Origin of the sequence: Micromonospora arida (assembly GCF_042873195.1) — a bacterium.
GTDB classification, from domain to species: domain Bacteria; phylum Actinomycetota; class Actinomycetes; order Mycobacteriales; family Micromonosporaceae; genus Micromonospora; species Micromonospora arida.
Window position 1 is genome coordinate 153,833 of sequence record NZ_JBIALC010000005.1, and the last position, 26,823, is coordinate 180,655.

The 26,823-nt window shown below is 71.8% G+C and carries 26 protein-coding genes; 12 read left to right on the forward strand and 14 right to left on the reverse strand.

All coding sequences use genetic code 11. The features are described from left to right. Positions 1 to 10: 10 nt before the first annotated feature. The 7 genes from ACFYP0_RS17530 to ACFYP0_RS17560 all read left to right on the forward strand — a co-directional run bounded on the left by ACFYP0_RS17530 (position 11) and on the right by ACFYP0_RS17560 (position 7,476). Positions 11 to 352, forward strand: coding sequence for a PadR family transcriptional regulator (locus ACFYP0_RS17530; protein WP_124862757.1), 342 nt, complete (start codon positions 11 to 13; stop codon positions 350 to 352). Next, the gene (locus tag ACFYP0_RS17535; RefSeq protein ID WP_355502370.1) at positions 349 to 1,299 is read left to right on the forward strand and encodes a permease prefix domain 1-containing protein; all 951 of its coding nucleotides are present in this window, start codon (positions 349 to 351) and stop codon (positions 1,297 to 1,299) included. The genes ACFYP0_RS17530 and ACFYP0_RS17535 overlap by 4 nt, the downstream gene beginning before the upstream one ends. Positions 1,300 to 1,421: 122 nt before the next feature. Next, positions 1,422 to 2,762, forward strand: a complete 1,341-nt coding sequence (locus ACFYP0_RS17540; RefSeq protein WP_355502415.1) for a sensor histidine kinase — start codon at positions 1,422 to 1,424, stop codon at positions 2,760 to 2,762. After that, entirely contained in the window at positions 2,759 to 3,475 is a 717-nt protein-coding gene (locus ACFYP0_RS17545; RefSeq protein ID WP_112602090.1) for a response regulator, read from the forward strand. Before ACFYP0_RS17540 ends, ACFYP0_RS17545 begins: the two co-directional genes overlap by 4 nt. Positions 3,476 to 3,555: 80 nt before the next feature. Next, entirely contained in the window at positions 3,556 to 4,449 is an 894-nt protein-coding gene (locus ACFYP0_RS17550; protein ID WP_124862766.1) for an ABC transporter ATP-binding protein, read from the forward strand. After that, a complete protein-coding gene (locus ACFYP0_RS17555; RefSeq protein WP_355502375.1) occupies positions 4,446 to 5,507 on the forward strand; it encodes an ABC transporter permease in 1,062 nt (353 codons plus the stop codon). Before ACFYP0_RS17550 ends, ACFYP0_RS17555 begins: the two co-directional genes overlap by 4 nt. Before the next feature lie 178 nt (positions 5,508 to 5,685). Beyond that, positions 5,686 to 7,476 carry a carbohydrate binding domain-containing protein gene (locus ACFYP0_RS17560; RefSeq protein WP_355502378.1) on the forward strand — a complete coding sequence of 597 codons (1,791 nt, stop codon included), beginning with the start codon at positions 5,686 to 5,688 and terminating at the stop codon, positions 7,474 to 7,476. Between the two features lie 71 nt (positions 7,477 to 7,547). Here ACFYP0_RS17560 and ACFYP0_RS17565 read toward each other — a convergent pair whose 3' ends face one another. Further along, positions 7,548 to 8,576: a helix-turn-helix domain-containing protein gene (locus tag ACFYP0_RS17565; RefSeq protein WP_355502381.1), complete on the reverse strand. Its 1,029-nt coding sequence runs from the start codon at positions 8,574 to 8,576 to the stop codon at positions 7,548 to 7,550. 251 nt (positions 8,577 to 8,827) lie between these two features. Between ACFYP0_RS17565 and ACFYP0_RS17570 the strand changes: the two genes are divergently transcribed. Then, positions 8,828 to 9,823, forward strand: a complete 996-nt coding sequence (locus tag ACFYP0_RS17570; protein WP_355502384.1) for an RICIN domain-containing protein — start codon at positions 8,828 to 8,830, stop codon at positions 9,821 to 9,823. A 12-nt stretch (positions 9,824 to 9,835) separates the two neighbouring features. Here ACFYP0_RS17570 and ACFYP0_RS17575 read toward each other — a convergent pair whose 3' ends face one another. The 4 genes from ACFYP0_RS17575 to ACFYP0_RS17590 all read right to left on the reverse strand — a co-directional run bounded on the left by ACFYP0_RS17575 (position 9,836) and on the right by ACFYP0_RS17590 (position 12,532). Further along, positions 9,836 to 10,423, reverse strand: a complete 588-nt coding sequence (locus tag ACFYP0_RS17575) for a DUF402 domain-containing protein (protein ID WP_355502387.1) — start codon at positions 10,421 to 10,423, stop codon at positions 9,836 to 9,838. Between the two features lie 173 nt (positions 10,424 to 10,596). Continuing rightward, the gene (locus tag ACFYP0_RS17580) at positions 10,597 to 11,349 is read right to left on the reverse strand and encodes a YebC/PmpR family DNA-binding transcriptional regulator (RefSeq protein ID WP_124771632.1); all 753 of its coding nucleotides are present in this window, start codon (positions 11,347 to 11,349) and stop codon (positions 10,597 to 10,599) included. Between the two features lie 225 nt (positions 11,350 to 11,574). Further along, positions 11,575 to 11,871 carry a hypothetical protein gene (locus tag ACFYP0_RS17585; protein WP_355502390.1) on the reverse strand — a complete coding sequence of 99 codons (297 nt, stop codon included), beginning with the start codon at positions 11,869 to 11,871 and terminating at the stop codon, positions 11,575 to 11,577. Between the two features lies 1 nt (position 11,872). Then, positions 11,873 to 12,532, reverse strand: coding sequence for an NADPH-dependent FMN reductase (locus ACFYP0_RS17590; protein WP_124859071.1), 660 nt, complete (start codon positions 12,530 to 12,532; stop codon positions 11,873 to 11,875). Between the two features lie 101 nt (positions 12,533 to 12,633). Between ACFYP0_RS17590 and ACFYP0_RS17595 the strand changes: the two genes are divergently transcribed. Continuing rightward, the gene (locus ACFYP0_RS17595) at positions 12,634 to 13,488 is read left to right on the forward strand and encodes a helix-turn-helix transcriptional regulator (RefSeq protein ID WP_355502393.1); all 855 of its coding nucleotides are present in this window, start codon (positions 12,634 to 12,636) and stop codon (positions 13,486 to 13,488) included. A 15-nt stretch (positions 13,489 to 13,503) separates the two neighbouring features. On the opposite strand, the gene pdxT is transcribed toward ACFYP0_RS17595, so the two are convergent. From pdxT to pgsA, 6 genes are all read right to left on the reverse strand, one after another. Next, entirely contained in the window at positions 13,504 to 14,109 is a 606-nt protein-coding gene (gene pdxT, locus ACFYP0_RS17600; protein WP_355502396.1) for a pyridoxal 5'-phosphate synthase glutaminase subunit PdxT, read from the reverse strand. Between the two features lie 43 nt (positions 14,110 to 14,152). Further along, complete coding sequence (gene pdxS / locus ACFYP0_RS17605; RefSeq protein WP_355502399.1) at positions 14,153 to 15,070, reverse strand: pyridoxal 5'-phosphate synthase lyase subunit PdxS; 918 nt, start codon at positions 15,068 to 15,070, stop codon at positions 14,153 to 14,155. A gap of 160 nt (positions 15,071 to 15,230) precedes the next feature. Next, entirely contained in the window at positions 15,231 to 15,734 is a 504-nt protein-coding gene (locus tag ACFYP0_RS17610; protein ID WP_124859079.1) for a hypothetical protein, read from the reverse strand. Positions 15,735 to 15,815: 81 nt separating this feature from the next. Then, complete coding sequence (locus ACFYP0_RS17615; protein ID WP_124859081.1) at positions 15,816 to 16,976, reverse strand: glycosyltransferase family 4 protein; 1,161 nt, start codon at positions 16,974 to 16,976, stop codon at positions 15,816 to 15,818. Positions 16,977 to 16,992: 16 nt separating this feature from the next. Then, positions 16,993 to 17,925 (reverse strand): phosphatidylinositol mannoside acyltransferase, encoded by a 933-nt coding sequence (locus ACFYP0_RS17620; protein WP_355502402.1) that lies wholly within the window; start codon positions 17,923 to 17,925, stop codon positions 16,993 to 16,995. Between the two features lie 46 nt (positions 17,926 to 17,971). Next, positions 17,972 to 18,601, reverse strand: coding sequence for a phosphatidylinositol phosphate synthase (pgsA, locus tag ACFYP0_RS17625; protein WP_355502405.1), 630 nt, complete (start codon positions 18,599 to 18,601; stop codon positions 17,972 to 17,974). A gap of 249 nt (positions 18,602 to 18,850) precedes the next feature. Between pgsA and ACFYP0_RS17630 the strand changes: the two genes are divergently transcribed. Next, a complete protein-coding gene (locus ACFYP0_RS17630; protein ID WP_355502407.1) occupies positions 18,851 to 21,007 on the forward strand; it encodes an elongation factor G-like protein EF-G2 in 2,157 nt (718 codons plus the stop codon). Positions 21,008 to 21,173: 166 nt separating this feature from the next. Here ACFYP0_RS17630 and ACFYP0_RS17635 read toward each other — a convergent pair whose 3' ends face one another. Further along, complete coding sequence (locus ACFYP0_RS17635) at positions 21,174 to 22,232, reverse strand: aldo/keto reductase (RefSeq protein WP_355502410.1); 1,059 nt, start codon at positions 22,230 to 22,232, stop codon at positions 21,174 to 21,176. A gap of 86 nt (positions 22,233 to 22,318) precedes the next feature. Between ACFYP0_RS17635 and ACFYP0_RS17640 the strand changes: the two genes are divergently transcribed. Continuing rightward, positions 22,319 to 22,813, forward strand: a complete 495-nt coding sequence (locus ACFYP0_RS17640) for a hypothetical protein (protein ID WP_124859085.1) — start codon at positions 22,319 to 22,321, stop codon at positions 22,811 to 22,813. Positions 22,814 to 22,862: 49 nt separating this feature from the next. Here the strand turns inward: ACFYP0_RS17640 and ACFYP0_RS17645 are convergent, their stop codons facing one another. Beyond that, complete coding sequence (locus tag ACFYP0_RS17645; RefSeq protein WP_208741278.1) at positions 22,863 to 23,375, reverse strand: HIT family protein; 513 nt, start codon at positions 23,373 to 23,375, stop codon at positions 22,863 to 22,865. Positions 23,376 to 23,551: 176 nt separating this feature from the next. Between ACFYP0_RS17645 and ACFYP0_RS17650 the strand changes: the two genes are divergently transcribed. Beyond that, on the forward strand, positions 23,552 to 24,280 hold the full coding sequence (locus tag ACFYP0_RS17650) for a D-Ala-D-Ala carboxypeptidase family metallohydrolase (protein WP_355502413.1): 729 nt from the start codon (positions 23,552 to 23,554) through the stop codon (positions 24,278 to 24,280). A 399-nt stretch (positions 24,281 to 24,679) separates the two neighbouring features. On the opposite strand, the gene thrS is transcribed toward ACFYP0_RS17650, so the two are convergent. Then, positions 24,680 to 26,689 (reverse strand): threonine--tRNA ligase, encoded by a 2,010-nt coding sequence (thrS, locus tag ACFYP0_RS17655; RefSeq protein ID WP_355501788.1) that lies wholly within the window; start codon positions 26,687 to 26,689, stop codon positions 24,680 to 24,682. Between the last annotated feature and the right edge of the window lie 134 nt (positions 26,690 to 26,823).

Sequence of the window (26,823 nt, forward strand, 5' to 3'; positions counted from 1 at the left end):
GGTGTGACACATGGTTAGCGAGGACGTTCTACGGACGCACCTACAGGAGTTGCGTCGAGGCACCGTCGTGGTGGCCAGCCTGGTCGCGCTACGCCGACCGGACTACGGCTACGCACTGCTGCAACGGCTCAGCGACCACGGCTTCCCGGTCGACGCCAACACCCTCTACCCGCTGCTGCGCCGCCTCGAGGACCAAGGGCTGCTGACCAGCGAGTGGAACACCGAAGAGAGCCGACCGCGCAAGTTCTACCGGACCAGCGACGAGGGCGAGTCGATGCTGAACCGGCTCCTCGACGACCTCGCCGCCGTGCAGACCTCCATCACCGGCCTGATCCAAGGAGTGGAACGATGAACACCCTGACCGACCGCTACCTCGCCGCCACCCTGCGATCGGTGCCCACCCAGCGCCGTGACGAGATCGCCACCGAGCTGCGGGCCTCCATCGACGACATGATCGAGGGCCGGACCGATGGCGGGCAGGACGCCGCCACCGCCGAGCGGGAGGTGCTCACCGAGCTGGGCAACCCCGACGTGCTGGCCGCCCGGTACGCCGACCGCCGGTTGCAGCTCATCGGCCCGACCTACTATCTGCTCTGGTTGCGGCTGCTGAAGCTGCTGCTCAGCTTCATCCCGGCGCTCGTCGGCACGATCGTCACAGTGGTCGAGGCGGCGGAAGGAAAGGGTTTCGGCGCCATCGGGCCAGGCATCGTCGCGGCCATGCAGGTGGCAGTGCAGATCGCCTTCTGGCTCACAGTGACCTTCGCGATCATCGAGCGCACCCAGACGGCCGTTGACCTGCCGGAGTGGACGGTCGACCAGTTGCCCGACGCGCCGGCGCGACGAGGCATCCCCCTCGCCGACACCATCGCATCCGTGATCATGTTGGTGCTGACCATCGCGTACCTGCCGCTTCAGCACTACCACTCCTGGGTGAGCGGCACCGACGGCGAGAACATCGCGATCCTCGACCCGGCTCTGTGGTCGTTCTGGCTGCCGGCGCTGATCGGGGTGCTGGCGCTCAGTGTGATCTTCGAGGTTGTGAAGTACCGGATCGACCGCTGGACCTGGGCCCTGTTCGGCACGAAGGTGCTGCTCGACCTGGCGTTCGCGGTGCCGCTGGCCTGGCTCGCGCTCTCCGACCGACTGCTCAACCCGGCCCTGGCCGGGCGCCTGAGCTGGGTGGCGGAGGCCGACAACCGGGAAGGCCTCGGCCTGGCCATCGCTGTGGGCGCGGCCGCGATCGTGGTCTGGGACCTGATCGACACGGCCCGGAAGACCCGCCAGCAGACGACCGCGTGAGCGACACCAGAGACGGCGGCCCGGCGCGTACCTCGCGCCGGGCCGTCGCCCGTCGACGCGACCGGACCGACACGAGCCCGCCCGGTCGACGGGCCTGGTGGGCGGCGTGGCATCGTTCCTGGATGACAGTGGCACCGCGACCGGAATGGCGTCGTCCGGGTCCGACGGCGGAGCAGCGCCGAAACGACCTCTGGATCGGCCTGGGGATGACCGGGCTGGCGTTGGTCAGTCTGACCCTGGCCCGCAGCACCGGCGCGTTCCTGCTGGGCCCACCGCCGTCCGGGCCGGAGCAGCTGTTCTGGACCGTCGCGGTGACCCTCCCGCTGATCTGGCGACGACGCTGGCCGGCCACGACCCTGCTGATCGTCGCGGTGGCGTTCATCGCCGCGCAGGCCCGATCGGCCCCGGAGACCCAGTTCTCCTCCTGGGCGCTGTTCTGCGCCCTCTACACCGTCGGCGCCTGGGGGCAGGACCGCCAACTGTCCCGCCGGCTGCGGATCGGCGTGATCGCCACGATGTTCGCCTGGCTCGGGCTCTACTACGCGGTGATGATCGACCACATCCCGGCGGACACCTTCGCCGACGCGGTCGGGCCGGTGCCACCGGTGCTCGCCGCGATGGTCAACGGTGTGCTGCTCAACGTGCTGGTCTTCGGTTTCGCGTACTTCTTCGGCGAGACCGCGTGGGTGGCCGCGCGCCGCGAGCACGAGCTGCGCGCCCAGGCCGAGGACCTGCGCCGGTCGCAGGCCGAGGCCCGGGAACGGGCGGTGCTCGGCGAACGCGTCCGGATCGCCCGCGAGCTGCACGACGTGGTCGCCCACCACGTGTCGGTGATGGGCGTACAGGCATCCGCCTGCCGCCGGGTGTTCGACCGCGACCCGGGCAAGGCCCGCACCGCGCTGACCGCCATCGAGCAGAGCGCCCGCACGGCCGTCGACGAGCTGCGTCGGATGCTCGGCGTGCTGCGGACCTCCGCCGGCACCGACGCCGCGCCGCCGACGGCTGGCGGCGTCGAACGAATCGACGAGCTGGTCGAGCGGGCTCGGGCCGCCGGGCTGACGGCCACCCTCGGGGTGTACGGCGACCCGGTCGCGTTGCCCGAATCGGTCTCCCAGACGGCCTACCGGGTGACGCAGGAGGCGGTGACCAACACCCTGAAGCACGCCGAGGCGGCCCTGCTCGACGTGCGGGTCCGGTACCTGGCCCGGGAGGTGGAGGTCGACGTGACCGACGACGGGCGGGGCGGCGGCCGGGCCGACACCGCCGGGTTGGGCCTGATCGGCATGCGCGAACGGGTCACCGCCCACGACGGCGACCTGGAGGCCGGGCCACGGACCGGCGGCGGCTGGCGGGTACGCGCCCGCTTCCCCCTGCCGGCGTCGGCGGACCGACCGACAGGCCCACAGCGGGAGCCGAGCGACAGACAGCAGGCGGCGGCATCCGGCGCGGAGCCGTCGACATGAGCGCGGCAGCCCAGCAGGCACCCGACACCGGGCCGACGGTGCGTGTGCTGCTCGCCGACGACCAGCACCTCGTCCGTACCGGCTTCCGGGTCATCCTGGAGGTGGAGGACGACATCGAGGTGGTCGGTGAGGCCGCCGACGGCGAACGGGCCGTCACCATGACCCGAGCCACCCGCCCCGACGTCGTACTCATGGATGTGGAGATGCCCGGGATGGACGGCCTGGAGGCCACCCGGCAGATCGTCGCCGACGGCCCCGGGGCGCCCGCGGTGCTGATCCTCACCACCTTCGACCGCGACGACTACCTGTTCGCGGCGCTGCGGGCCGGGGCCAGCGGCTTCCTGCTCAAGAACGGCACGCCGGAGGAGCTGATCGAGGCGATCCGGGTGCTGGCCAGGGGCGACGGTCTGCTCGCCCCGGAGATCACCCGCCGGGTGATCTCCACCTTCGCCCGACCCGGCGACCCGGCGGGCACCGCCCACCGGGGCCCGGACGCCGACGCCGCGCTGGCCGAGCTGACCCCGCGCGAACGGGAGGTGCTGATGCTGCTCGCCGCCGGCTCGAGCAACGCGGAGATCGCCACGGCCATCCACCTCGGAGAGGCGACGGTGAAGACGCACGTGAGTCGGGTACTGGCCAAGCTCGGCCTGCGTGACCGGGTGCAGGCAGTGGTGTTCGCGTACGAGAACGGGGTGGTCCGCCCCGGCGGTTGACGGCGTCCGCCGCGAGGTGGACCCGCCGGCTCACCCGCCGGGCGGACGGCGCAACGCCGTAATCGATCTAGCGTGAGTGCGTGACCAGAACGCTTCGCCTCGACGGCGTCGACCGCAGCTTCGGCGACCGTCAGGTGCTCAGGAATGTGTCCTTCGAGGTGTCCGCCGGCCGGATGACCGGTTTCGTGGGCGCCAACGGCGCCGGCAAGACCACCACCATGCGGATCATCCTGGGTGTGCTCGCCCCCGACGCCGGCGAGGTGAGCTGGGGCGGCACCACGCTGACCCGGCAGGACCGCCAGCGCTTCGGCTACATGCCGGAGGAGCGGGGCCTCTACCCCAAGATGACCACCCGCGAGCAGGTGGCCTACCTGGGCCGGCTGCACGGGCTGGACGCCGCCGCGGCACGACGTTCCACCGACGCGCTGCTGGACCGCGTCGGGCTCGGCGAGCGCGGCGACGACCTGCTGGAGACGCTGTCGCTGGGCAACCAGCAGCGCGCCCAGATCGCCGCCGCGCTGGTGCACGACCCCGAGGTGCTGGTGCTCGACGAGCCGTTCTCCGGCCTCGACCCGCTGGCCGTTGAGACCGTCGTGGCCGTGCTGCGGGAACGGGCCTCGGCCGGCGCGCCGGTGCTCTTCTCCAGTCACCAGCTCGACGTCGTGGAGCGCCTCTGCGACGACCTGGTGATCATCGGGGACGGGGGGATCCGGGCCGCCGGCAGCCGGCAGCAGCTGCGCGACTCGTACACGGTGCCCCGCTTCGAGCTGGTCGTGGAGCACGACGCCGGCTGGGTACGCGACCACCCCGGGGTGACAGTTGTCGAGTTGGACGGCGCGCGGGTGGTCTTCGACCTGCCGGCCGGCACCGACGAACAGCCCGTGCTGCGGGCCGCCCTCGCGCGCGGCGCGGTCCGCGCCTTCCGCCCGGTCAGCCCCTCGCTCACCGAGATCTTCCGAGAGGTCACCCAGTGAACGTCACCCAGGCCACCCGGCTGGTCGCCGAACGCGAGATCCGGGTCAAGCTGCGCGACCGCACCTTCCTGTTCGGCACGCTGTTCTTTCTGCTGATCGCGGCGGCGGGCACCATCCTGCCGCCGCTGCTCTCCGGCGGCCCGGACACTGTGGCCGTCACCCAGGAGGCAGCCGGGCCGCTGCGGGACGCCGGACTCGACGTCCGCGTGGTTGCCGACGACCGGGCCGCCGAGCAGGCCGTCCGCGACGGTGACGTGGACGCGGCGGTGGTCTCCGGTCCGAAGGTCCTCGCGATGGACGAATCCCCCACCGACGTGGTCCAGGCGCTGAGCAGCTCGCCGCCGGTGCAGTTGCTCGACCCGGACGCGGTCGACCCGGTGGTGGCGTTCCTGGTGCCGTTCGTCTTCGCCTTCGTCTTCTTCATCACCTCGCAGACCTTCGGCCTGCAGATCGCGCAGAGCGTCACCGAGGAGAAGCAGACCCGGATCGTGGAGATCCTGGTCGCCGCCGTGCCGGTCCGGGCCCTGCTGGCCGGGAAGGTGGTGGCCGGGGCCATCCTGGCCTTCGCACAGATCGCGCTCATCGCCGTGGTAGCCGTGCTCGGCATGCAGATCGGCGACAGCGGAGGTCTGCTCAGCCTGCTCGCCCCGGCGATCGGCTGGTTCGTACCGTTCTTCCTGATCGGTTTCGTGCTGCTCGCCGCCATGTGGGCCGCGGCCGGCGCGCTGGCCAACCGGCAGGAGGACGTCGCCGCCGTCTCAACGCCGGTGCAGCTCGCCGTCATGCTGCCGTTCTTCGCGGTGATCTTCCTGAACGACAACGCCACAGCGATGCGGGTGCTGTCCTACCTGCCGTTCTCCTCGCCCACGGCGATGCCGCTGCGGCTCTTCACCGGCGACGCGGCCGGCTGGGAGCCGATCGTCTCACTGGTCCTCCTGGTGCTCGCCGCCGGTGCGTTCGTAATCGCCGGGGCCCGGGTGTACGAGGGGTCACTGCTGCGCACCAACGGCCGGACCTCGCTGCGTACCGCCTGGCGGGAGCGGGAGACGATCGGCTGAGCCAGCGGGCCGGCCCGCGCGGGCGTCGGTGTCCTGATCGGATGCCGGCGCCCGCTGCCGTACGGCACCGTTCCGAGCGCTGTTCGGTGGCCGTGAACAGCGCGAACCCTCCTACGTTGAGCCGATCCTCACGGCGACGACCTGGTCGTCGCCGGTTTCCGGACCGGAAAGGCTCTCGATGTCCCCACCGATCAACGCACGGCAACTCCGTCGTCTGCTCAGCGCCGTGCTCGCGGTCGCCCTCGCGAGCACCCTCACCGCCCTCGTCCGCCCCGCGCCGGCCGCCGCCGCCGCGGGCAACCTCATCCTCAACGGCACGTTCGACAACGGCAGCACGCAGCCCTGGTGGACCCGGCTCGCCTCGACCAGCACCACTGTCAACGCCGGACAACTGCGCGTGCGCACCAGCGCGACGGTGGGCAGGCCCGTCTGGGAGGACCTGGTCGGTCACTTCGAGTTCGGGGTGACGGCCGCGCAACCGTACCGGTTGCAGTTCGACGCCGCGGCCGACGTCAGCCGTTCCCTGCGCGTCTCGGTCTCCCGGGCGGATACGCCCTTCACCTCCGCCGTCGACCAGAGCGTCACGCTGACGTCCTCGTTGCGCCGGTTCAGCTTCGACTTCGCGTCCCCGTTCGGCGACCCGAAGGCGGTGCTGCTGTTCCACTTTGGCGGCCAGGCCGCCTCGACGGTCCGGTTGGACAACATCTCGCTCGCCCCGCTGGCCGTGAACCCGGCCACCGACCCGATCCTGTACTGGAATGGTGTCCTGCTGGCCACGTACAAGGCGCTGGATCTGCCACCCACCTCCTCGTCCCGCGAGGCCGCCATCCTGCACGCGGCGATGCACGACGCCGCCGTCTCGGTCACCGGGGTCGGCAACCCCTACCGGGTACGTGTTCCGGTCAGCTACCCCGGCACCATGGACAACGTCGTGGCGCCGTCGCTGCACGCGGCCATCGACCGGGCCGCGTACGACGTGCTGACCGCCCTGTACGGCGGTCAGGGCCAGTCCTACTCCCAGGCCCTCGCCGCCGCTGTCGCGCGCCGGCCGTCCGGGGTGAACGACGCCGAAGAGGCGCGCGGTGACACCGTCGGCGCGGCGGCGGCCGCCGCCAACCTCCAGGCCCGCGCCAACGACGGCTCCGACAAAGACACGCCGTACCAACTGGACGGCGTACCCGGCTCGTGGCGGCCGACCAACGGCAAGGCGGCGGTCAGCCCCAACTGGGGACTGGTCACCCCGTTCGCGCTCACCTCGGGCCAGCAGTTCCGGCCCGGTCTACCGGCTGGCGCCGCCGGGTACGACGACCTGCTCGGCAAGGAGGAATACGACACCCAGGTGCAGGAGATCCGCGACTACGGCGGTCGGACGTCGGCACTGCGGACCGCCGACCAGACGCAGATCGCGTTCTTCTGGGCCAACGACGTGGGGGGCACGTACAAGCCGCCGGGTCAACTCTTCTCGCACACCCGGATCGTGTCGGAGCAGCGTCAGCTCGGCATCCTGGCCAACGCCCGGCTCTTCGGGCTGGTCGCCCTCGCCCTCGCCGACGCCGCCATCGCCGCCTGGGACGCCAAGTACCAGACGCCCATCGACCTGTGGCGGCCGGTGACGGCGATCGAGGCAATGGAGGGCCCCGGTTGGCAGCCGCTGTCGCAGACCCGCGAGGGGGTGCCGTACACGCCGGCCTTCCCGGCCTACATCTCCGGGCACGCCACCTTCGCGGGGGCCTGGTCCGCGGTGATGAAGAGGTTCTTCGGCACCGATGCGATCGCCTTCGACGCCACCACTGACGATCCGCACGCCGTGGACGTGATCCGGCACATGACCGGCTTCGACCACGCCGCCGAGGAGAACGCGCTGAGCCGGATCTACCTCGGCGTGCACTATCGGTTCGACGCGGACGCCGGGCTCGCCACCGGCCGTTCCGTGGGCGCGTACGTCTTCGCCAACCGCCTGCGACCGTGAATCGTCAGTCGGGATGACGGAGGGCTCCCCGTCCGGTCCGTGGACCGGGCGGGGAGCGTCACGCGTGACCGCTACGCCGCGCAGGTCCAGTGGCCGAAGCCGCCGGTACGAGACCAGATTTCCCGTGCCGTCCTGATGTTCCAGGCCGCGTCCAGCGCCGTCTGGCGGTCGACGCCGAACCGGGACACCTCCATGTCGCTGAACTGGAACAACCCCCAGCGCCGTGCTCCGTCCTCGCCGATCTCCACCCGGTACGGGTCCAAGCCGGACAGGCAGCGCGCCACCTGCACCGCCCCGGCCGGGTCCTCCGGGAACGTTCGCCGCAGATGTTTGCCGATCCGGTCCTCCGACCAGCTGGCGGGCACCTTGCGATCGCCCGCCAACTCGTCGAACAACCGCTCGTCCGCGGTGCCACTGACCGGCAGAGCGCCGAACGCCTGGAACACCATCACCCGGCTGGTGGTGTCCGGGCCGAACCAGCCGTCGACCGGCACGCTGAGCCCGTCGGCCACCAGGTGCTCCTGGAGGCTCAGCACGCAGGGGCCGTACATGCCCTGGCGCAGCACCTCCGGGCAGCCGACGGTCGGCGAGCCGTCCACTGTGGGAGGCGCGAGGGGTCGCAGCGCCCCGGCCGCCCCGACCGTCAGGACGCCGAACACCGCCAGCAGCGCCAGCCGAAGCCAGCGACGGGCCGGCCAGGGCGCTTCGGGTCGCGGCGGAACAGTGCCGACGCTCGGGCGGATGTTCGCCGCGACGGTAGTGGACGCGCCGGCAGGGGTCCGCACCGCGTCACTCTCCCCTCGCCCCTGCTCGCCGAGGCGAGCCTCGAGGTCCCGCCGTGTCTCCAGCCACCTGTCGACCTCGACCGCCGGGGTGCCGCAGGCGGCCAGCAGCGCGACGACGGTGCGTTCCCGGGGCAGCGTCGTCCGCCCCAGCATCGTCGCGAGGGTGCTCGGCGGCAGCCAGTGTCCGGCTGCCGAGGCTCGCCGGGCGAGCTCCCGATAGGTCAGACCGGAACGCCGCCGCACCTCCCTGAGCGACGCCACGTACTCCCCCGCCGTGGCCGCCTGCGGCACCGGATCCCGGACAGCGTCATCCATCGAATCTCCCCGTGTCGTTGGTGGTCGAGCCCGAACCCGTGCCGGCGCGAGCCCGTCGGCCGTACACCGGTCAACGGCGCGGCCATCGAAGAAAGACGCTAGGTAACCCGGTCGGCCAGGACAATGCCCTGGTCGCCGCGCTGGGCTGTCCGGGCAGCTCACGGCAGCGTGTCCGGATCCTGTCCGACCATCTCGGACAGTCGCCGGGACCCGATTTGCCCTCGCGTCCGTGGGGTCTGGAGAATCGGGCGATGACCACGGGGGAGCTACGCCCGGACGACGCGTCCGACCCGGCCGAGTTCGTCGAGATGCTGCGCCAGCTCAAGGACCGGTCGAGGCTCACCTACCGGCAACTGGAGCAGCGTGCCGCCTCGACGGGTGACGTGCTGGCCCGCAGCACCGCGGCGGACATCCTGCGCCGGTCCACACTGCCGCGCCCCGAGGTGGTGGCCGCGTTCGTGCGGGCGTGCGGCGCGGAAGATCAGGTCGAGACGTGGCTACGGGCCCGGCACCGCCTGGCGGCAGGTCAGTTGGCCCCGCCGTCGCCGGCAGCGGACCCACCGCCGGTCGACGCGGTCCCGACCGTGGCCCCGGAGCACTCCGACCCGGCCCGCCCACACTGGTTCGCGCGGCCCGCGCCGCTGGCGCTGCTCGTCGTCGCCGCCCTGCTGGCCACGCTCGGCGTGGGCTTCTGGATCGAGCGACGCGACGACGAGCAGGGAAAGGCCGCGCAAACCACCGATCCGACCGCATCGGCGGGTGGCGGTGCCCGTTCGCCGAGCGGAGGGCGCAGTCAGATCCGCCCCGTCCGCAGCCCGCACCTCTGCCTCACCGAGGGTCGCGATCGCACCGGCGCGTACACCAAGGAGATAGCGGTCCAGCGACCCTGCACGGAGGCCACCCCACCGGACACCTCGCTGGAACCGGTGGCCGACGGAATGTTCTTCATCCACTGGGTCCACCCGGTGCTCGGGAAGGGCTGCCTCACCATCCGCGAGGAGGATCCCGGCCGGAACCTGCTCGAACCCTGGAACGAGAAGGATTGCAGCGCGAGCAGGTCGAAGCAGGTGTTCCACTTCGAACCGACCGGAGCGACGCCCGACGCGTACCGCATCCGGCCCGACCGTAGCGAGTTGTGCGTCGGCCTGCGCGACGACGACAGCGCCGTGGCGGACGCGGCGCTGGTCGAGCCGTGCACCGGCGGCCCGGATCAGGTGTTCCTGGTCAACGCGGCGCCCGGCAACTGACGTCGGCGCCGCTCAGCGTGCGGGTGGCACCTGATCCCAGCCGGCGGGCAGCGGGGGCGCCGTCCAGGTGGGGTCGGGCTGCCAGGTGGCCCACGCCGGGTCCCACCAGGGCGCACCCCCGTCGAGCAGGGCGGCGATCCGGTCACCCTCGGCCTGGATGGCGTCCGCCATGCCCGGGTAGCGCCCCTCGACGAGGCGCTGGGCGAACATCTCCACGTCCTTCCAGACGTACCGGTCGGAGTCCGCGGCCCACCACAGGTCCAGTTCGTGGTCCAGGGTGTCCACCCCGATCGGGGTACGCCGCACGGGGTCCTGGAGGTTGAAGTACCAGCCGGCGAAGTCGCGCCCCGGCCCGGACCAGAACACGTCGATCGAGTGGGCTTCACCGGGGCGTTGCAGCATCAGCTTGCCGTGCCCGGACCAGGAGCGGTGCCCGGCGGCCTCCCACGGGTGCCGCCCGCAGGGGAAGACGCCCGTGTTTGGGAAGCCGAACTCGGCCCCCGGTGGGAGGTAGAGGGCGAGCAGGTCAGGCGAATCCTCGACGCAGATCGTCGGGCAGCCGAACCAGACCTCACCCCGCAGCACCTCACGTCGTACCACGGTGTCACCAGGCGCAAACCGCGCTGCCACCACGCGACACTCCCCACGTCCCCACGTCCCGCCGCGATCTTGCACTTTCTGTTGGCGATATGCCAGGTGTTACCCGGTGTGTCGGGTCAGAAAGTGCAAGATCGCGGCGGGGTGGGGCGGCGGCGCGGCGGGGTGAGGCGGGGTCAGGCGTCGACCGCCGCCATCACGTCGTCGCTGACGTCGAAGTTGGCGTAGACGTTCTGGACGTCGTCGCAGTCCTCCAGGACGTCGATCAGCTTGAAGATCTTGCGCGCGCCCTCTTCGTCCAGCGGCACGTTGACGCTGGGGATCAGGGAGGACTCGGCCGACTCGTACTCGATGCCGGCGTCCTGCAACGCCGTGCGCACCGGGATCAGGTCGGTCGGCTCGGAGACCACCTCGTACGCCTCGCCGATGTCGTTGACCTCTTCGGCGCCGGCGTCCAGGACGGCAAGCATCACGTCGTCCTCGCTGGTGCCCTCCTTGGGGACGATCACCACGCCCTTGCGGGAGAACATGTACGACACCGAGCCGGCGTCGGCGAGCGAGCCGCCGTTGCGGGTCAGCGCGGTCCGTACCTCGGTCGCCGCGCGGTTGCGGTTGTCGGTGAGGCACTCGATGAGCATGGCCACGCCGCTCGGGCCGTACCCCTCATACATGATCGTCTGCCAGTCGGCGCCGCCGGCCTCCAGGCCGGAGCCACGCTTGACGGCGCGATCGATGTTGTCGTTCGGTACCGAGCTCTTCTTCGCCTTCTGGATGGCGTCGAAGAGCGTCGGGTTACCGGAGGGGTCACCGCCGCCGGTCCGCGCGGCCACCTCGACGTTCTTGATCAGCTTGGCGAACATCTTGCCGCGCTTGGCGTCGATGACGGCCTTCTTGTGCTTGGTCGTCGCCCACTTTGAGTGGCCGGACATCTTCTACCTCCGTTGCTACCCGCCGTCTGCATCGACCGCACCGCTCACGCCCCGCTCCCGCCGGCGCACGCGGAGGTGCCGGTCAGCTCTGGTGGAAGCCGTGGCGGGCAGATGGCCCTGCCGAATCTCCGCAATCCTACCGACGTCCCCCCGGTCGCTGTCATCCACCGCGCGCGGCGGCTCCGCCCCACCCGCCCGGACCGGGCAGATGGGGTGAAAGCAGAGTCAGACCTCGAAGCCGTACGACCCCGCCACCGTAAAGCCGGCCGAGGACCGTTCCTCGCACCGACCCTCCAGCCCGACCCGGAGGCGCCGGAACGACTCCATCCCGGGCAGCGGACCAGGCAGCTCCGGTCCCACCGCGATGTCGACGAAACTTCGACCGTCGTCCAGCCTCAGCGTCACGTACCGCAGTCCGGCGGGACGGGTCCGGGCCAGTTCCTCGTGGACGGCCCGGAGCAGCACCATGTGCTCGGCAAGGTCTTCAGGACGTACCCGGTACCGGATCAGGATGGTCTCCATCTCAGCCCACCAGCTCCGGGCTGCCCGCCGCCACCCCGGCCGGGTCGACCGGGTGCAGCGCTCGGGACCAGGTCACGACCTCGGCGATCATCGTCGACAGTTCCGCCTCCCGACCGTCGCCCGGCGCGAAGCGGCCGGCGGTCCGGTCACCAGGGTCGGCGCCGGTGAAGTCGAAATCGGTGAAGATCGACAATGCCACTCCCGTCGGCACCACCACGGTCCGCACCTCGGTGAGGATCGAGCGCAGGTGATCGGCCGCGCGGTTGCCGCCCTGCACGCCGTAGCTCAGCACCCCGGCCACCTTGTCGGTCCACTCCGCGTACAGGTAGTCGATGCCGTTCTTGAGCGCGGCCGGTATCGATCGGTTGTAGTCCGGGGTGACGAAGACGAAGGCGTCGCAGCCGTCCACCACCTCCGCCCAGCGCCGGGTGTGCGGGCGCCGGTAGTCGCCGAACAGCGCCGGCACCGGCTCGTCGAGCAGTGGCAACGCCTGCTCGGCGAGGTCCACCAGTGTGAAGACGGCGTCCCCGGCGCGTACCGCCTCGTGCCCCTCGGCCGCTTCCATCACCCAACGGGCGACCGCCGCGCCGCGCCGGCCCGGGCGGGTGCTGCCCACGATCACACCGATCCGCAGCGGTCCTGTGCTCTGTGCGTTTCTCATGACCACGATCCTGTTGGCCGCAGGACGAGGCGAGGAGACCGCCGCGAGGATGGCCCTGCCAGGGCCACCCACCGGAGGGCGCCGGCTGCAAGACTGGTCCAATGATGGACGGAGAGCTGGGCGCCTTCCTGCGCAGTCGCCGCGAGGCGCGGCGGCCGGCCGAGGTCGGTCTCGCCGAGGGTCCCCGCCGACGTACACCCGGGCTGCGCCGGGCCGAGCTGGCGACGCTGGCTCAGGTCAGCGTGGAGTACCTGACCCGGCTGGAGCAGGGCCGCGACACCCGGCCGTCGCCGGAGATCCTCGCCGCGCTCGCCGACGCCCTCCGCCTGGACAGCGCCGACCGGGAACACCTGCGACAGCTCGCCTCGGCCCAGCACGCCCGACAGCTCTGCTCGGGCGACCGGCCGAGAGTCTCCCGCACCGTTCGGCCAACGGTCCGCGCCATGCTCGACGCGCTGCGCGACACTCCGGCGTACGTGCTCAACCGGCTCGGCGACGTGCTGGCCTGGAACGAGCCGTTCGACCTGCTGGCGCGTCCACTCGGCCTGCTGGACGGGTCGCGCCCGAATCTGGTCTGGTTCGTGCTGACCGACGAGCGGGCTCGTGAGCACTACCCGCAGTGGTCGGCGCTGGCCGACCAGCAGGTCGCGGAGCTGCACCTGCTTCGCCGGGGTGACCCGGCCAGCGACGCGTTCGCCGAACGGCTGGCCCGTACGGCGGGCGCGCCGTTCGTCGACCGTTGGCGGCGGCGACCGATTACCGCCGCGCGTACCGGCCCGCTGACGGTGCGCCATCCGGCGGCGGGGTTGTTGCGCCTCAACGTCGAAGCCCTGGAGCTGGCCGAGGCCGACCCGCAGCGCCTGGTGGTGCAGTTGCCCGCCGACGCCGCCACGGCGAACGCGCTCGACGAGTTGGCGGGCCGCCGCCCGGGGCGACTGCGCGCGGTCGCCGGCTGAGCGACGGGTCACCCGTCAGGAGGCGGCGCGGACCAGGTCCACGAAGTACGCGTGCACCCGCAGGTCACCGGTGAGCTCCGGGTGGAACGAGGTGGCCACCAGGTTGCCCTGTCGGACCGCCACGATCCGGTCGGCGGCCGGGCCGTCGGACACCACCCCGATGATCTCGACGCCGGCACCGACCCGCTCGACCCACGGCGCGCGGATGAACACGGCGTGGAACGGCTCGCCCGGCACCCCTGCGACGGTCACCGGTGCCTCGAACGAGTCGACCTGCCGGCCGAACGCGTTGCGCCGGACGGTCATGTCGATGCCGGCGAAACCCCGCTGATCGGGTCGACCGTCGAGCACCTCGGTCGCCAACATGATCATCCCGGCGCAGGAGCCGTAGACCGGCATGCCGTCGGCGATCCGCTTGTCGATCGGCTCACGCATCTCGAAGATGTCGGCGAGCTTGCTCATGGTGGTGGACTCGCCGCCGGGGACGACCAGGCCGTCGACTGCGTCCAGTTCCGCCGGACGGCGGACCGGGCGGGCGTCCGCGCCCGCCGCGGCCAGCGCCGCCACGTGCTCGCGGACGTCGCCCTGGAGCGCGAGCACACCGATCACGGGTGCCGTCATCGTCGCACCGTTCCTCTCCGCGTCCGCCGTTCGAAAAGAGCGCTCACCAACCGCGCTCGGCCAGGCGGTGCGGCTGCGGGATCTCGTCGACGTTGATGCCGACCATCGCCTCGCCGAGACCCCGGGACACCTTGGCCAGCACGTCCGGGTCGTCGTGGAAGGTGGTCGCCTTGACGATCGCGGCGGCCCGCTGAGCCGGGTTGCCCGCCTTGAAGATGCCGGAACCGACGAAGACGCCCTCCGCGCCGAGCTGCATCATCATCGCCGCGTCGGCCGGCGTGGCGATGCCACCCGCGGTGAACAGCACCACTGGCAGCTTGCCGCTCTCGGCGACCTCCTTGACCAGCTCGTACGGGGCCTGCAACTCCTTGGCCGCGACGTACAGCTCGTCGGTCGGCAGCGAGGCCAGCCGGCGGATCTCCTGGCGGATCTTCCGCATGTGGGTGGTGGCGTTGGAGACGTCACCGGTACCCGCCTCGCCCTTGGAGCGGATCATCGCCGCGCCCTCGGTGATCCGGCGCAGCGCCTCGCCCAGGTTGGTCGCGCCACAGACGAAGGGCACTGTGAACGCCCACTTGTCGATGTGGTTCGCGTAGTCGGCCGGGGTCAGCACCTCGGACTCGTCGACGTAGTCCACGCCGAGCGACTGGAGGATCTGCGCCTCCACGAAGTGGCCGATGCGGGCCTTGGCCATCACCGGGATGGAGACCGCCCCGATGATCCCGTCGATCATGTCGGGGTCGCTCATCCGGGACACCCCACCCTGCGCGCGGATGTCCGCGGGCACCCGCTCCAGGGCCATCACGGCGACGGCGCCGGCGTCCTCGGCGATCTTGGCCTGCTCGGCGTTGACGACATCCATGATCACGCCGCCCTTGAGCATCTCGGCCATGCCACGCTTCACGCGGGCCGTGCCGACGACGGGGGCGGTACCGGTGTTCGAGGCGGTGTTTTCGGGCACGGGTCATCGCTCCTTGGACATGCTCTGGGGGTGGCAGCGAAAATGCTACGCGCGGTTCAACGCCGCACCGACAGCCAATCAGACCCCCGGTGGCCTGCACTGTGGCAGTGGTCACCGACCCGCCCGTACCAGTCGGGAAGCAGGCGGCGACCGTCGGAGGTCAGGCGGCGGGGACGTCCGCCGGCACGACGAGGGTCGGGTCGTCGATGTCGAAGTAGCGCGGCCACTCCCGGCCCCGCCCCATCCGCATCAGACGCACCAGTGGCCGGCTGCGCGCCGAGCGGGCGTCCCGGACCAGGTCGGTGTGCACCTGCCGGGACAACGCGAGGCGACGACTCGCGGCGATGACCGCCGCGCAGTCCGGGTCGCCCGGGTCCAACTGGACGCCGCGCAACTGCCGGGTCAGGTCGTTCTCCGCCGCCTCCCGCTCGTCCGGGCTGGCGTCCAGGGCGATCCGGGCCGCCGCGTACAGCTCGACGCCGAAACGCCGCTCAGCCAGGACCGCAGCTGCCGCCGCGCGGCGCAGCAGGTGGGCGTCGAGGGCCCGGGCCGCCAGCTCCGCGCGGCCCTGTAGCCGCTCCACCCGGCCGGCGGTCCAGATGAGGTACGCCGCGACCAGCCCCACGACCACGCTCGCGGCCACCACCCACCACATGTGCGGCATCGTAGTGCTGCTCCGTTTCGTCCGATTGGGCGCGGCCGGACCGGTCCCACCGGTCACCTCCGCACCATCCGTCACACCGGCTCAGCTCAGCCCCACCCACTCATGGTCGATGACCCGCCCGTCGGTTGCCTCGATCGCCGCTGCGTATACCTCCAGAACGCGGCGAGCAACCACCGGCCAGTCGAAATTCGCGACCACCTGATCGCCGCAGGCACTCAGCGTGGCCCGCGCGGCCGGGTCGTCCAGCAGCTCGACCAGCACGTCACGCAGCCCCACCGGGTCGCCGGTGGGGAAGAGCCGACCGGCGCGCCCACCGTCGAGCACCCGCCGGAACGCGTCCAGGTCACTGGCGACGACCGTCGTACCCGCAGCGAGGGCCTCGGTGAGGATCATGCCGAACGACTCACCGCCGGTGTTCGGTGCGACATAGAGGTGCACACTGCGCAGCATGCGCGCCTTGTCCGCTTCGCTGACCAGGCCGAGGAACGTGATCTGCTCGTGCAGTTCGGCCGGGAACTGGTCGTACAGGTCGTCGGGGTCACCCGGGCCGGCGACGAGCAGCCGCAAACCGGGCCGGTTGGCGGCCAGCGCCACGAACGCGTCGCGCAGCACCGGGAAGCCCTTGCGTGCCTCGGTGAACCGGCCCAGGAAGCCGAGGGTGCCACCGGTGCCGGCCGCGCACTCCCCCGGCCAACCCGGCAACGGCTCGGCGTCGGCGAACTTGGCCACCGCGACCCCGTTGGGGATCTCCACCGCACCGCCGTCCATGTGCTCGACCTGCACCTTGCGGGCCAGCGCGCTCACCGCGATCCGGGCCGTGATCCGCTCCAACACGATCTGGAGCACACCCTGCGCGGCGGCGAGGACCCGCGAACGGGTCATCGCGGTGTGGAACGTGGCCACCACCGGGCCGCGGGCGGAGAGCACGGCCAGCAGCGACAGACTCAGCGTGAGCGGCTCGTGCACGTGCAGCACGTCGAAGTCGCCGTTGGTGATCCACCGCCGCACCCGGGCGGTCGACACCGGGCCGAACGCGATCCGGGCCACCGACCCGTTGTACGGCAGCGGAACGGCCCGGCCGGCGGACACCACGTACTCCGGCAGCGGCGAATCCTCGTCGGCCGGCGCGAGCACGCTGACCTCGTGGCCCAGCGCGATCAGCGCCTCGGCGAGGTCCATGACGTGGTTCTGCACCCCACCGGGCACGTCAAAGGAGTACGGGCACACGATGCCGATCCGCATCCGTCAGCCCACCTCCTCAGGCCGGGCCGGAGGCCGACGAGGGCAGCGCCGCGCCCTCCCCCGACCTCGCCTGGTCCAGCCACATCCGCTGCAACATGTGCCAGTCTTCCGGATGCCGGGCGATACCCGCCGCCAGACGGTCGGCGATCAGCTGGGTCAGCGACCGGACCCGCTGGTCCAGCGGCCCCACCTCGGGCCCCGGCACCGGCAAAGGACCAGCCAGCGACGCACAGGCGGCATCCGGTTCGTACCACAGTGAGGCCACGTAGAGCGGCGCGCCGGTGTGCAGCGCGAGCAGCGCCGGCCCGGCGGGCATCCGGGTCTTCCCACCGAAGAAGTCCACCTCCACCCCCCGGGCGGAGAGGTCCCGGTCGGCCAGCAACGGCACCACGGCACCGGCCCGCAGCCGGTCCAGCAACACGTCGAACGCCGGGCGCGGCCCCCCGTGGGTCGGCAGGATCTCCATCCCGAGGACCTCTCGGAAGGCCAGGAAACGCTTGTACACGCCCTCCGGCTTGAGCCGCTCCATGACAGTGGTGATCGGCCAACCGGTGGCCGCCACCCAGGCTCCCGCGGCATCCCAGTTACCGGCGTGCGGCAGGGCCACCACCGCGCCCCGACCGGCGGCCACGTCGGCGGCGAGCAGCTCGGCGCCGTCGAGCCGGAAACCGGACAGGATCTGCGACCGGCTCAGGGCGGGCAGCCGGAACGCCTCCATCCAGTACCGGGCGTACGAGCGCAACCCGCGCTTGACGAGATCGTCCAACTCGGCGTCGGGCAACTCCGGGCCGACCACCCGGCGCAGGTTCGCGCGCAGTCGGGCCGTACCCCCGCCGCCGGTGCGGTGGGCGCGGTCCGCGCCCGCCTGGAACGCCGCCGCCACCAACGGCCGGGGCAGCGCGCGGACCACCCGCCACCCGGCGATGTAGCCCAGCTCGGTGAGGTTCACGCGGCTCGGCCGCCGGTCGTCCGACGCCGGGTCGCCGGCACGCCACTCACGCCTGGCCGTCCGGCTGGAGCTGCTGGGCCTGGCGGTAGACGTGCGTCATCCGCTGGCCCACAGTGAAGATCGACACGGCGGCGAGCAGCCAGAGCGCGATCTCCAGGGCCGGATCGACACCGACGCCGGTGAGGATCCCGCCGACCCCGACGATCAGCAGCCGCTCGGTGCGCTCGGCGATGCCCACGTTGCAGGTCATGCCGAGCCCTTCGGCGCGGGCCTTGACGTAGGAGACGAGGCCTCCGACGGCCAGGCAGACCAACGCGGCGGCCACCCCGGAGTGGTTGCCCTGCGTGGCCAACCAGTACGCGACCGCGCCGAAGACGGCGCTGTCGGCGACCCGGTCCATGCTTGAGTCGAGGAAGGCGCCGAACTTGGTGGAGCCGCCGCTCATCCGGGCCATCGTCCCGTCGAGCAGGTCGGTGAGCGCGAACAGGGTGACGATCAACGCGCCCGCGACCAGGTGGCCGCGAGCACCGAAGCCGAGCGCGCCGACGAGCACACCAACGGTGCCCGCGACGGTGACGGCATTGGGGGTGACGCCCGCGCGCAGCAGGGCGCGGGCAATCGGCTCTACGACGCGGGTCATCCCCGCGCGGGCCGACACTTGGAAGATCTTCGCCATGGCGGTCCCCACGATAACGGTCCGCCCAGCTCCGGCGATACGGACGGTACCGCCGACCCGCCCGGGGGAGGCTTGTGCCTACCCGGCAACGGGTGTGAGATCGAGCCGGGAGGTGAGCCAGCTCACCCGTCCGCCCGTCCCGTTCCCGCTGTGCAGCAGACCACCGGAGGATATCGCCGCGCACTCGCCCCGGGCCGCTTCCCGTCGCGCGGCGGTCGCCACCACCACCGGCTGAGGGAGGTGCGCCCCATGGCGCAGAAGAGTCACGAGAAGGGTTCCACCGGCGGCACGCCGGTGGTGACCGAGCCCGAGCGGGTCCGCAACGTGGTGCTCGTCGGGCACTCCGGGGCGGGCAAGACCACACTGGTCGAGGCCCTGCTCGCCGCGACCGGCACGATCGGCCGCGCCGGCACCGTGGTCGACGGCACCACTGTCGGCGACCACGACCCCGCCGCCGTACGCCAGCAGCGCTCGGTCAGCCTGTCCTGCGCGCCGCTGCTGCACAACGGCATCAAGGTCAACCTGCTGGACACCCCCGGGTACGCCGACTTCGTCGGCGAGCTGCGCGCCGGGCTGCGGGCCGCCGACGCCGCGCTCTTCGTGGTCTCCGCCGCGGGCGGCATGGACGCGGCCACCGTCGCGCTCTGGGAGGAGTGCGCCGCCGTCGACATGCCCCGCGCGGTCGCGGTGGCCCGACTGGACCAGCCCCGCGCCGACGTCGACGAGACGGTGGCGCTCTGCCAGCGCCTCTTCGGCGACAACGTGATGCCGCTCTACCTGCCGATGCTCGGCGACGACGGGGTCTCCACCGAGGGACTGCTCGGCCTGATCACCCGTCGGGTCTTCGACTACAGTGCCGGGCTGCCCGCCGACGTCCGCAACCCGGACCCGGAGCACCAGCGGGCCATCGACGAGTCCCGCGACGAGCTGATCGAGGGGATCATCGCCGAGAGCGAGGACGAGACCCTCATGGACCGCTACCTCGACGGCGAGGAGATCAGCGACGAGGTGCTCATCGACGACCTGGAGAAGGCCGTCGCCCGGGGCCACTTCTACCCGGTGGTGCCGGTCTGCGCCCAGACCGGTGTCGGGCTGGACGTGCTGCTGGAGGTGCTGACCGCCGCGTTCCCCTCGCCGCTGGAGCACGAGCTGCCGGCGGTGACCGGCGTGGACGGCTCGCCGCGTCCGCCACTGAGCTGCGACCCGGCCGGGCCGCTGGTCGCCGAGGTCGTCAAGACCACCATCGACCGCCACGTCGGTCGGGTCTCGCTGGTCCGGGTCTTCTCCGGCACGCTGCGCCCCGACCAGACCGTGCACGTCTCCGGGCACGGCATGGCCGAACGCGGGCACCCCGACCACGACGCCGACGAGCGGGTCGGCCACATCTACACCCCGCTGGGCGCCACCCTTCGGGAGGTGTCGCTCTGCGTCGCCGGTGACATCTGCGCGATCACCAAGTCGGGCAGCGCCGAGACCGGCGACACCGTCTCGACCAGGGACGACCCGCTGTTGATCGCCCCCTGGGAGATGCCGGAGCCGCTACTGCCGGTGGCGATCGCCGCCCGCAGCCGCGCCGACGAGGACGCCCTGGCCCGCAACCTCGCCCGCCTGGTCGCGGGCGACCCCACGCTGCGGCTGGAGCGCAACCCGGAGACCCACCAACTGGTGCTCTGGTGCATGGGCGAGGCACACGCCGACGTGGTGCTCGACCGGCTGCGCGCCGGCGGTGTCGAGCTGGACACCGAGCCGGTCAAGGTGTCGCTGCGCGAGACGCTGACCGTGCCCGCGAAGGGGCACGGTCGCCACGTCAAGCAGTCCGGCGGCCACGGCCAGTACGCGGTCTGCGACATCGAGGTCGAGCCGCTGCCCCGCGGCAGTGGCTTCGAGTTCGTCGACCGGGTGGTCGGCGGCGCGGTGCCACACAACTACATCCCGTCCGTGGAGAAGGGCGTCCGCGCCCAACTGGAACGCGGGCTGGTCGCCGGGCACCCCGTGGTGGACCTGCGCGTCACACTGGTCGACGGCAAGTCGCACAGCGTCGACTCCTCAGACGCGGCCTTCCAGACCGCCGGAGCGCTGGCGCTGCGCGACGCGGCCGAGCGTGGCCAGCCGGCCCTGCTGGAGCCGATCGACGAGGTCACCATCCGGGTTCCGGACGGCTCGGTGGGCACGGTGATGGGCGACCTGTCCGGCCGACGCGGCCGGGTGCTCGGCACCGAACCGGACCCGGACACCGAGGGCCGCACCCTCGTCCGCGCCGAAGTGCCGGCCACCGAGTTGCTTCGGTACGCCGTCGAGCTGCGCTCCATGACGGCCGGCACCGGCACCTTCCGCCGTCACTTCGTCCGCCACGACCCCATGCCCGCCCACCTTGCCGACCAGACCCGCAAGGAACAACTCCCCTAACCCCCGGCGCCGCCCCGACCCGCCCCGACCCTGCCCGGCCCGGCCCTGCCCGGCCCGACCCTGCCCGGCGATCTTGCACTTCCTGTTGTCCTCATGTCGCTGTTGCGGCATAAGTCGCCGCAGGAAGTGCAAGATCGGCGGGGGATGGAGTGACGCCGGGGTGGGTCTACGGGTGGACTGTGGGGTGGGCGGGGCGGGGCCAGTGGGGGCGGTCGGCGTCGCGGAGGGCCGCGGTGCGGACGGCGGCGAGCTGACGCTCCACCTCGACGAACTGATCCGCCGGCAGCGGGCCCCGGTGCAGCGCGGCGGCGTTCTCCTCGACCTGGGCGACCGTACGGCAGCCCGGGATCGGGATGGTGCGCCCGCTGCGCGCCCAGATCCAGCCCAACGCGCCCTGGGCGAGGGTGCGCCCGTCGGCGGTGAGCGCGGCACGGACCGCGCCGACCCGGCGCAGCCACTCCGGTGCCGGCCGGCCACCCCGGAACCACTCCAACCAGCCCGGGGCCAGCCCTCGTACGTCGTCGCGGGGCAGCGTCGACCCGGCCGAGTACTTGCCGGTGAGCAGCCCCATCCCGAGTGGACCCCGGTTGACGCTGGCCAGGTCGTACTTCTCGCAGACGGCGAGCAGCTCGGGGGCGTCGCGCAGCACAGACAGGGCGTGCTGCACGGCGGTGGCACCGGCGGCGGCCTGCCCGAACGCGGTCGCCCGGTCGGTACGGTCGGTGCTCCACCCGTACGCGCGGATCAGGCCCTCGGCCACCAGGTCCTCACAGGTCCCGATCAGCGCCTGCGCCCTCGGCACCGACAGGTCGGCCAGGTGCAGCTGATAGAGGTCGATCCGGTCGGTGTCCAGCCGGCGCAGCGAGGCTGTCACGGCACTGCGCAGGTACCCGGGCGACGCGTCCTCGCCGGTGGCCTGCCGGCCGGCCTCGTCGAAGGTGTAACCCCACTTGGTGGCGATCACGGCGTCGTCGCGGCGACCGGCGAGCGCGCGACCGAGCACCCGCTCACCGTGCCCGGCCCCGTACGTGTCGGCGGTGTCGAAGAGGGTGATGCCGAGGTCGAGCGCCCGGCGTACCGCCCGCACCGACTCGTCGTCGTCGACCGCGCCCCAGCCCAGTGGCTGGGTGCCCTCCGCCCAGGGCCCGCCGATCGCCCAGCACCCCATGCCGAGGGCGCTGACCTCGATGCCGCTGCGCCCCAACACCCGTGTCGTGACTGCCATCGGCCGATCGTGCCACCTTCGGCGGGCCGTGGCGTAGCAGATCCGCGGGCGGACACGCGGGCGCATGGAGACGGTCACGGTGCGGCATGATCAATGCCATGCGACGGCTCGGGGTGGACATCGGCGGAGTCATCATCGAGCCGGCCGACGACGACGCGGACACGTCGTTCTTCGGCGCGCACTACCTCCGTACGCCGGCCGTCGTCGGGGCGTTCGACGCGCTCTCGGCGCTCGGCCCGGCGTTCGACGAGGTGCACCTGGTGTCCAAGTGCGGGGAGGCCACCGAGCGGCGTACCCGGGACTGGCTGGCCCACCACGACTTTCCGGCCCGCACCGGCATCCCGGTCGAGCGGGTGCACTTCTGCCGCACCCGACCGGACAAGGCGCCGATCGCCAGACGCCTCGGCCTGACCCACTTCGTGGACGACAAGCTGGAGGTGCTCGGCTATCTCGACTCGGTGCCGCACCGCATCCTGTTCCGGCCCCGAAAGGCCGAGGTCGCCGCACACGCCGCGCTGCTGCCCCGCGTACGCCGGGTGGAGAGCTGGTCGGAGCTGACCCCGCTGCTGCGCGCCGACTAGCCGGACCGGCGCGGAGGCCGCGCGACCGGCGCGGCGCGGCCGGCGGCGGTCAGGACGGCCAGGCGCGGGCGAGCAGGTCGCGGGTGTCGCCGAGCAGCTGCGGCAGGACCTTGGTGCGGCCGATCACCGGCATGAAGTTCGCGTCGCCGCCCCAGCGCGGCACCACGTGCTGGTGCAGGTGCGCGGCGATGCCGGCGCCGGCCACCCCGCCCTGGTTCATGCCGAGGTTGAAGCCGTGGGCGTTGCTGACCTTGCGGATCACCCGCATGGCGCTCTGGGTATACGACGCCAGCTCGGTAGTCTCCGGCACGTCCAGGTCGGTGTAGTCGGCGACGTGCCGGTAGGGGCAGACCAGCAGGTGCCCCGGGTTGTACGGGTAGAGGTTGAGCACCACGAAGACGTGCTCGCCCCGGGCCACCACCAGGCTCTCCTCCGGGGGCAGCTGCGGCCCTCGGCAGAAGGGGCAGCCGGTCGGCTTCTCGTAGCCCTCGGCCGGGCGGTCCTCGCCGGAGATGTAGGTCATCCGGTGCGGTGTCCAGAGCCGCTCCAGGCCGTCCGCCATGCCGTCACTGTCCGTGTGCCGTTCCGCCCCTGTCACGAGCCGATCCTACGGAGCCCCGCGGGCACGCCGCGACACCTGCCTTCGGGAAACCCGGGACTGCAAGTTCTTGACGGATCAAAGCCGAGGCATGAAACTTCCGTGCATCCAAGTACTTCCATGCATTGATGGAGGGTTACATGTTCCGACGGCTCGGCAGGTTCCTCGCGGCACTGGCGTTGACCGCCGCCACCACAGTGGCCGGCGTCACCCTCACTGCCGGCGCGGCCCAGGCGGACGGCTGCTACACCTGGGGACGCGCCCTGTCCCAGGGGGCGTCCGGCGAGGATGTCCGGCAACTCCAGATCCGGGTCGCCGGCTACCCCGGCTACGGCGCGGTGCTCACCATCGACGGCTCGTACGGCCCGGCCACCCGATCGGCGGTGATCCGCTTCCAGCAGGCGTACGGGCTGTCGGCGGACGGCGTCGCCGGGGCGCAGACGTTCAACCGGCTCTACGCCCTCCAGGACGACGACTGCACCCCGGTCAACTTCAGCTACGCCGAGTTGAACAACTGCAACAGCACCTGGTCCGGCGGCGCGGTCTCGGCGAGCACCGCGCGGTTCAACGCGCTCGTCTCGATGTGGAAGCTCCAGGCCATGCGCCACGCCCTCGGCGACGTGAACATCGCGATCAGCAGCAGCTTCCGCAGCTACGCCTGCAACAGCGCCGTCGGCGGAGCGTCGAACAGCCGACACCTGTACGGCGACGGGGTCGACCTGGTCGGGTCCCCGTCGTTCTGCCGGCTGGCGCAGCAGGCCCGCTACCACGGCTTCGGGCAGATCCTCGGCCCCGGCTACCCCGACCACAACGACCACACCCACGTGGCAGCGGTCGGAGGCTGGTCAGCGCCCAACTGCGGCATCTGACACCCAGCGCCGCCTCCCGGCGCCGCACTCCGGGCGCCGCACTCCGGGCGCCGCACTCCGGGCGCCGCACTCCGGGCGCCGCACTCCGGGCGCCGCACTCCGGGCGCCGCACTCTCGCGCCACCTCCTGGCGATGATCGCGCTCGAACATGGAAGTAGTGGCCTCCCCCACCGGGGAGGCCACTACTTCCTGGATCGAGCGCGATCATGCGGCGCGCGAGCCGCGAGCGAGCCCCGGCAGGCCGCGAACGGACCGCGACGGGCCGCCCGAGCAGGTCGTGACAGGCCGCGAACGGACCGCGACGGGCCGCCCGAGCGGGCTGCGGGCGGGCTGCGGGCGGGCTGCGGGCGGGCTGCGGGCGGGCTGCGGGCGGCACGCCCGCGGCAGGCAGTGGTCCCGCTACTCCGCTGCGGCGGACGGGCCGATGTTGGTCCGTGAGCTGACCACGTCCAGCACGTGGGTCACGGCCTCGGCGACCGGCACCCCGTTGCGCTGGGAGCCGTCGCGGTAGCGGAAGGAGACCGTACCGGCGGCCACGTCGTCGTCACCGGCGATCACCATGAACGGGATCTTCTGCTGCTGCGCCGTCCGGATCTTCTTCTGCATCCGGTCGTCACCCGCGTCCACCTGGGCCCGGATCCCCTCGGCGCGCAGCGCCGCGACGAAGCCGTGCAGGTAGTCGGTGTGGTCCTCGCGGATCGGGATGCCGACCACCTGCACCGGCGCCAGCCAGGCCGGGAACGCCCCCGCGTAGTGCTCGGTCAGCACCCCGAAGAACCGCTCGATCGAGCCGAACAACGCCCGGTGGATCATCACTGGCCGCTGCCGGCTGCCGTCGGCGGCCTGGTATTCCAACGCGAACCGCTCCGGCTGGTTGAAGTCGACCTGGATGGTGGACATCTGCCAGGTCCGGCCGATGGCGTCACGGGCCTGCACGGAGATCTTCGGCCCGTAGAACGCCGCGCCGCCCGGGTCGGGAACCAGGTCCAGGCCGGAGGTCTCGGCGGCGGTCCGCAGCGCCTCGGTGGCCTCGGCCCAGTCCTCGTCGGCCCCGATGAACTTGGGCGAGTCGTCCCGGGTCGACAGCTCCAGGTAGAAGTCGTCCAGGCCGTAGTCGCGCAGCAGGTCGAGCACGAAGCTGAGCAGCGTGGACAGCTCACCGGCCATCTGCTCGCGGGTGCAGTAGATGTGCGAGTCGTCCTGGGTCAGGCCGCGGACCCGGGTCAGGCCGTGCACGACGCCGGACTTCTCGTACCGGTAGACCGTGCCGAACTCGAACATTCGCAGCGGCAGCTCCCGGTACGACCGCCCGCGCGACCTGAAGATCAGGTTGTGCATCGGGCAGTTCATCGCCTTGAGGTAGTAGTCCGCGCCCTCCAGTTGCATGGGCGGGAACATGGTGTCCGCGTAGTACGGCAGGTGACCGGAGGTCTGGAACAGCTGCGCCTTGGTGATGTGCGGGGTGTTGACGAACTCGTACCCCGCCGCCTCGTGCCGCTGGCGGGAGTAGTGCTCCATCTCGCGGCGGATGATGCCGCCCTTGGGGTGGAAGACCGCCAGGCCGGAGCCGATCTCGTCGGGGAAGCTGAACAGGTCGAGGTCCGCGCCGAGCTTGCGGTGGTCGCGCCGGGCGGCCTCCTCCAACAGCTTCAGGTACGCCTTGAGCTCGTCGCGGGTCGGCCACGCGGTGCCGTACACCCGCTGTAGTTGGGGGTTCTTCTCCGACCCCCGCCAGTAAGCGGCGGCGGAGCGCATGAGCTTGAACGCGCCGATCAGTCGGGTGGTCGGCAGGTGCGGGCCCCGGCACAGGTCCGACCAGCAGACCTTGTCCTCCTTGGCGTCGAGGTTGTCGTAGATGGTCAGCTCGCCGCCGCCCACCTCCATGACCTCGTCGGTGTCCAGGCCCTCGCCCTTGACCTCGATCAACTCCAGCTTGAACGGCTCGTCGGCCAGCTCGGAGCGCGCCTCGTCCAGGCTGCCGAAGCGGCGGCGACGGAACCGCTGACCAGACTTGATGATCTCCTGCATGCGCTTCTCGAGCTTGCTGAGGTCATCGGGCTGGAACGGCTTGTCGACGTCGAAGTCGTAGTAGAAGCCGTTCTCGATGGGCGGGCCGATGCCCAGCTTGGCCTCGGGGAAGATGTCCTGCACGGCCTGGGCGAGGACGTGCGCGGTGGAGTGGCGCAGCACGTTGAGCCCGTCGGGCGAATTCAGGCTGACCGGCTCGACGACGGTCTCCTCGGCCGGCGTCCAGTCCAGGTCGCGCAGCTGGCCCTGCGGGTCGCGGACCACGACGATCGCCTTGGGGCCGTTCGCGGGCAGTCCGGCCGCGGCCACCGCGTCGGCCGCCGTGGTCCCGGCGGCGACGACGACGGGGTCGGCCACGGCGGGGGTACGGGGTGCGGACACGGTGACTCCTCCAAGTGGTACGAAACAGTGCCGATCCTCGGCTCCTGCCGATGCTATCGGTCGCCCCGCCTCCGACCGGGAAGGGCACCTCCTTACCGCCGACGTTGAACCTTTCGCGCCTCGCAGCCGAACTA

Excerpts from the sequence above, each read along its gene's own strand:
- ACFYP0_RS17590 (WP_124859071.1), bottom strand. The coding sequence starts at position 12,532 with ATGAGAAACGCACAGAGCACAGGACCGCTGCGGATCGGTGTGATCGTG.
- ACFYP0_RS17530 (WP_124862757.1), top strand. The coding sequence starts at position 11 with ATGGTTAGCGAGGACGTTCTACGGACGCACCTACAGGAGTTGCGTCGA.
- ACFYP0_RS17595 (WP_355502393.1), top strand. The coding sequence starts at position 12,634 with ATGATGGACGGAGAGCTGGGCGCCTTCCTGCGCAGTCGCCGCGAGGCG.
- ACFYP0_RS17610 (WP_124859079.1), bottom strand. The coding sequence starts at position 15,734 with ATGCCGCACATGTGGTGGGTGGTGGCCGCGAGCGTGGTCGTGGGGCTG.
- ACFYP0_RS17535 (WP_355502370.1), top strand. The coding sequence starts at position 349 with ATGAACACCCTGACCGACCGCTACCTCGCCGCCACCCTGCGATCGGTG.
- ACFYP0_RS17560 (WP_355502378.1), top strand. The coding sequence starts at position 5,686 with ATGTCCCCACCGATCAACGCACGGCAACTCCGTCGTCTGCTCAGCGCC.
- ACFYP0_RS17650 (WP_355502413.1), top strand. The coding sequence starts at position 23,552 with ATGTTCCGACGGCTCGGCAGGTTCCTCGCGGCACTGGCGTTGACCGCC.
- pgsA (WP_355502405.1), bottom strand. The coding sequence starts at position 18,601 with ATGGCGAAGATCTTCCAAGTGTCGGCCCGCGCGGGGATGACCCGCGTC.
- ACFYP0_RS17640 (WP_124859085.1), top strand. The coding sequence starts at position 22,319 with ATGATCAATGCCATGCGACGGCTCGGGGTGGACATCGGCGGAGTCATC.
- ACFYP0_RS17630 (WP_355502407.1), top strand. The coding sequence starts at position 18,851 with ATGGCGCAGAAGAGTCACGAGAAGGGTTCCACCGGCGGCACGCCGGTG.
- ACFYP0_RS17570 (WP_355502384.1), top strand. The coding sequence starts at position 8,828 with ATGACCACGGGGGAGCTACGCCCGGACGACGCGTCCGACCCGGCCGAG.
- ACFYP0_RS17645 (WP_208741278.1), bottom strand. The coding sequence starts at position 23,375 with ATGGCGGACGGCCTGGAGCGGCTCTGGACACCGCACCGGATGACCTAC.
- ACFYP0_RS17585 (WP_355502390.1), bottom strand. The coding sequence starts at position 11,871 with ATGGAGACCATCCTGATCCGGTACCGGGTACGTCCTGAAGACCTTGCC.
- ACFYP0_RS17580 (WP_124771632.1), bottom strand. The coding sequence starts at position 11,349 with ATGTCCGGCCACTCAAAGTGGGCGACGACCAAGCACAAGAAGGCCGTC.
- ACFYP0_RS17635 (WP_355502410.1), bottom strand. The coding sequence starts at position 22,232 with ATGGCAGTCACGACACGGGTGTTGGGGCGCAGCGGCATCGAGGTCAGC.
- ACFYP0_RS17565 (WP_355502381.1), bottom strand. The coding sequence starts at position 8,576 with ATGGATGACGCTGTCCGGGATCCGGTGCCGCAGGCGGCCACGGCGGGG.
- ACFYP0_RS17615 (WP_124859081.1), bottom strand. The coding sequence starts at position 16,976 with ATGCGGATCGGCATCGTGTGCCCGTACTCCTTTGACGTGCCCGGTGGG.
- ACFYP0_RS17540 (WP_355502415.1), top strand. The coding sequence starts at position 1,422 with ATGACAGTGGCACCGCGACCGGAATGGCGTCGTCCGGGTCCGACGGCG.
- pdxT (WP_355502396.1), bottom strand. The coding sequence starts at position 14,109 with ATGACGGCACCCGTGATCGGTGTGCTCGCGCTCCAGGGCGACGTCCGC.
- ACFYP0_RS17545 (WP_112602090.1), top strand. The coding sequence starts at position 2,759 with ATGAGCGCGGCAGCCCAGCAGGCACCCGACACCGGGCCGACGGTGCGT.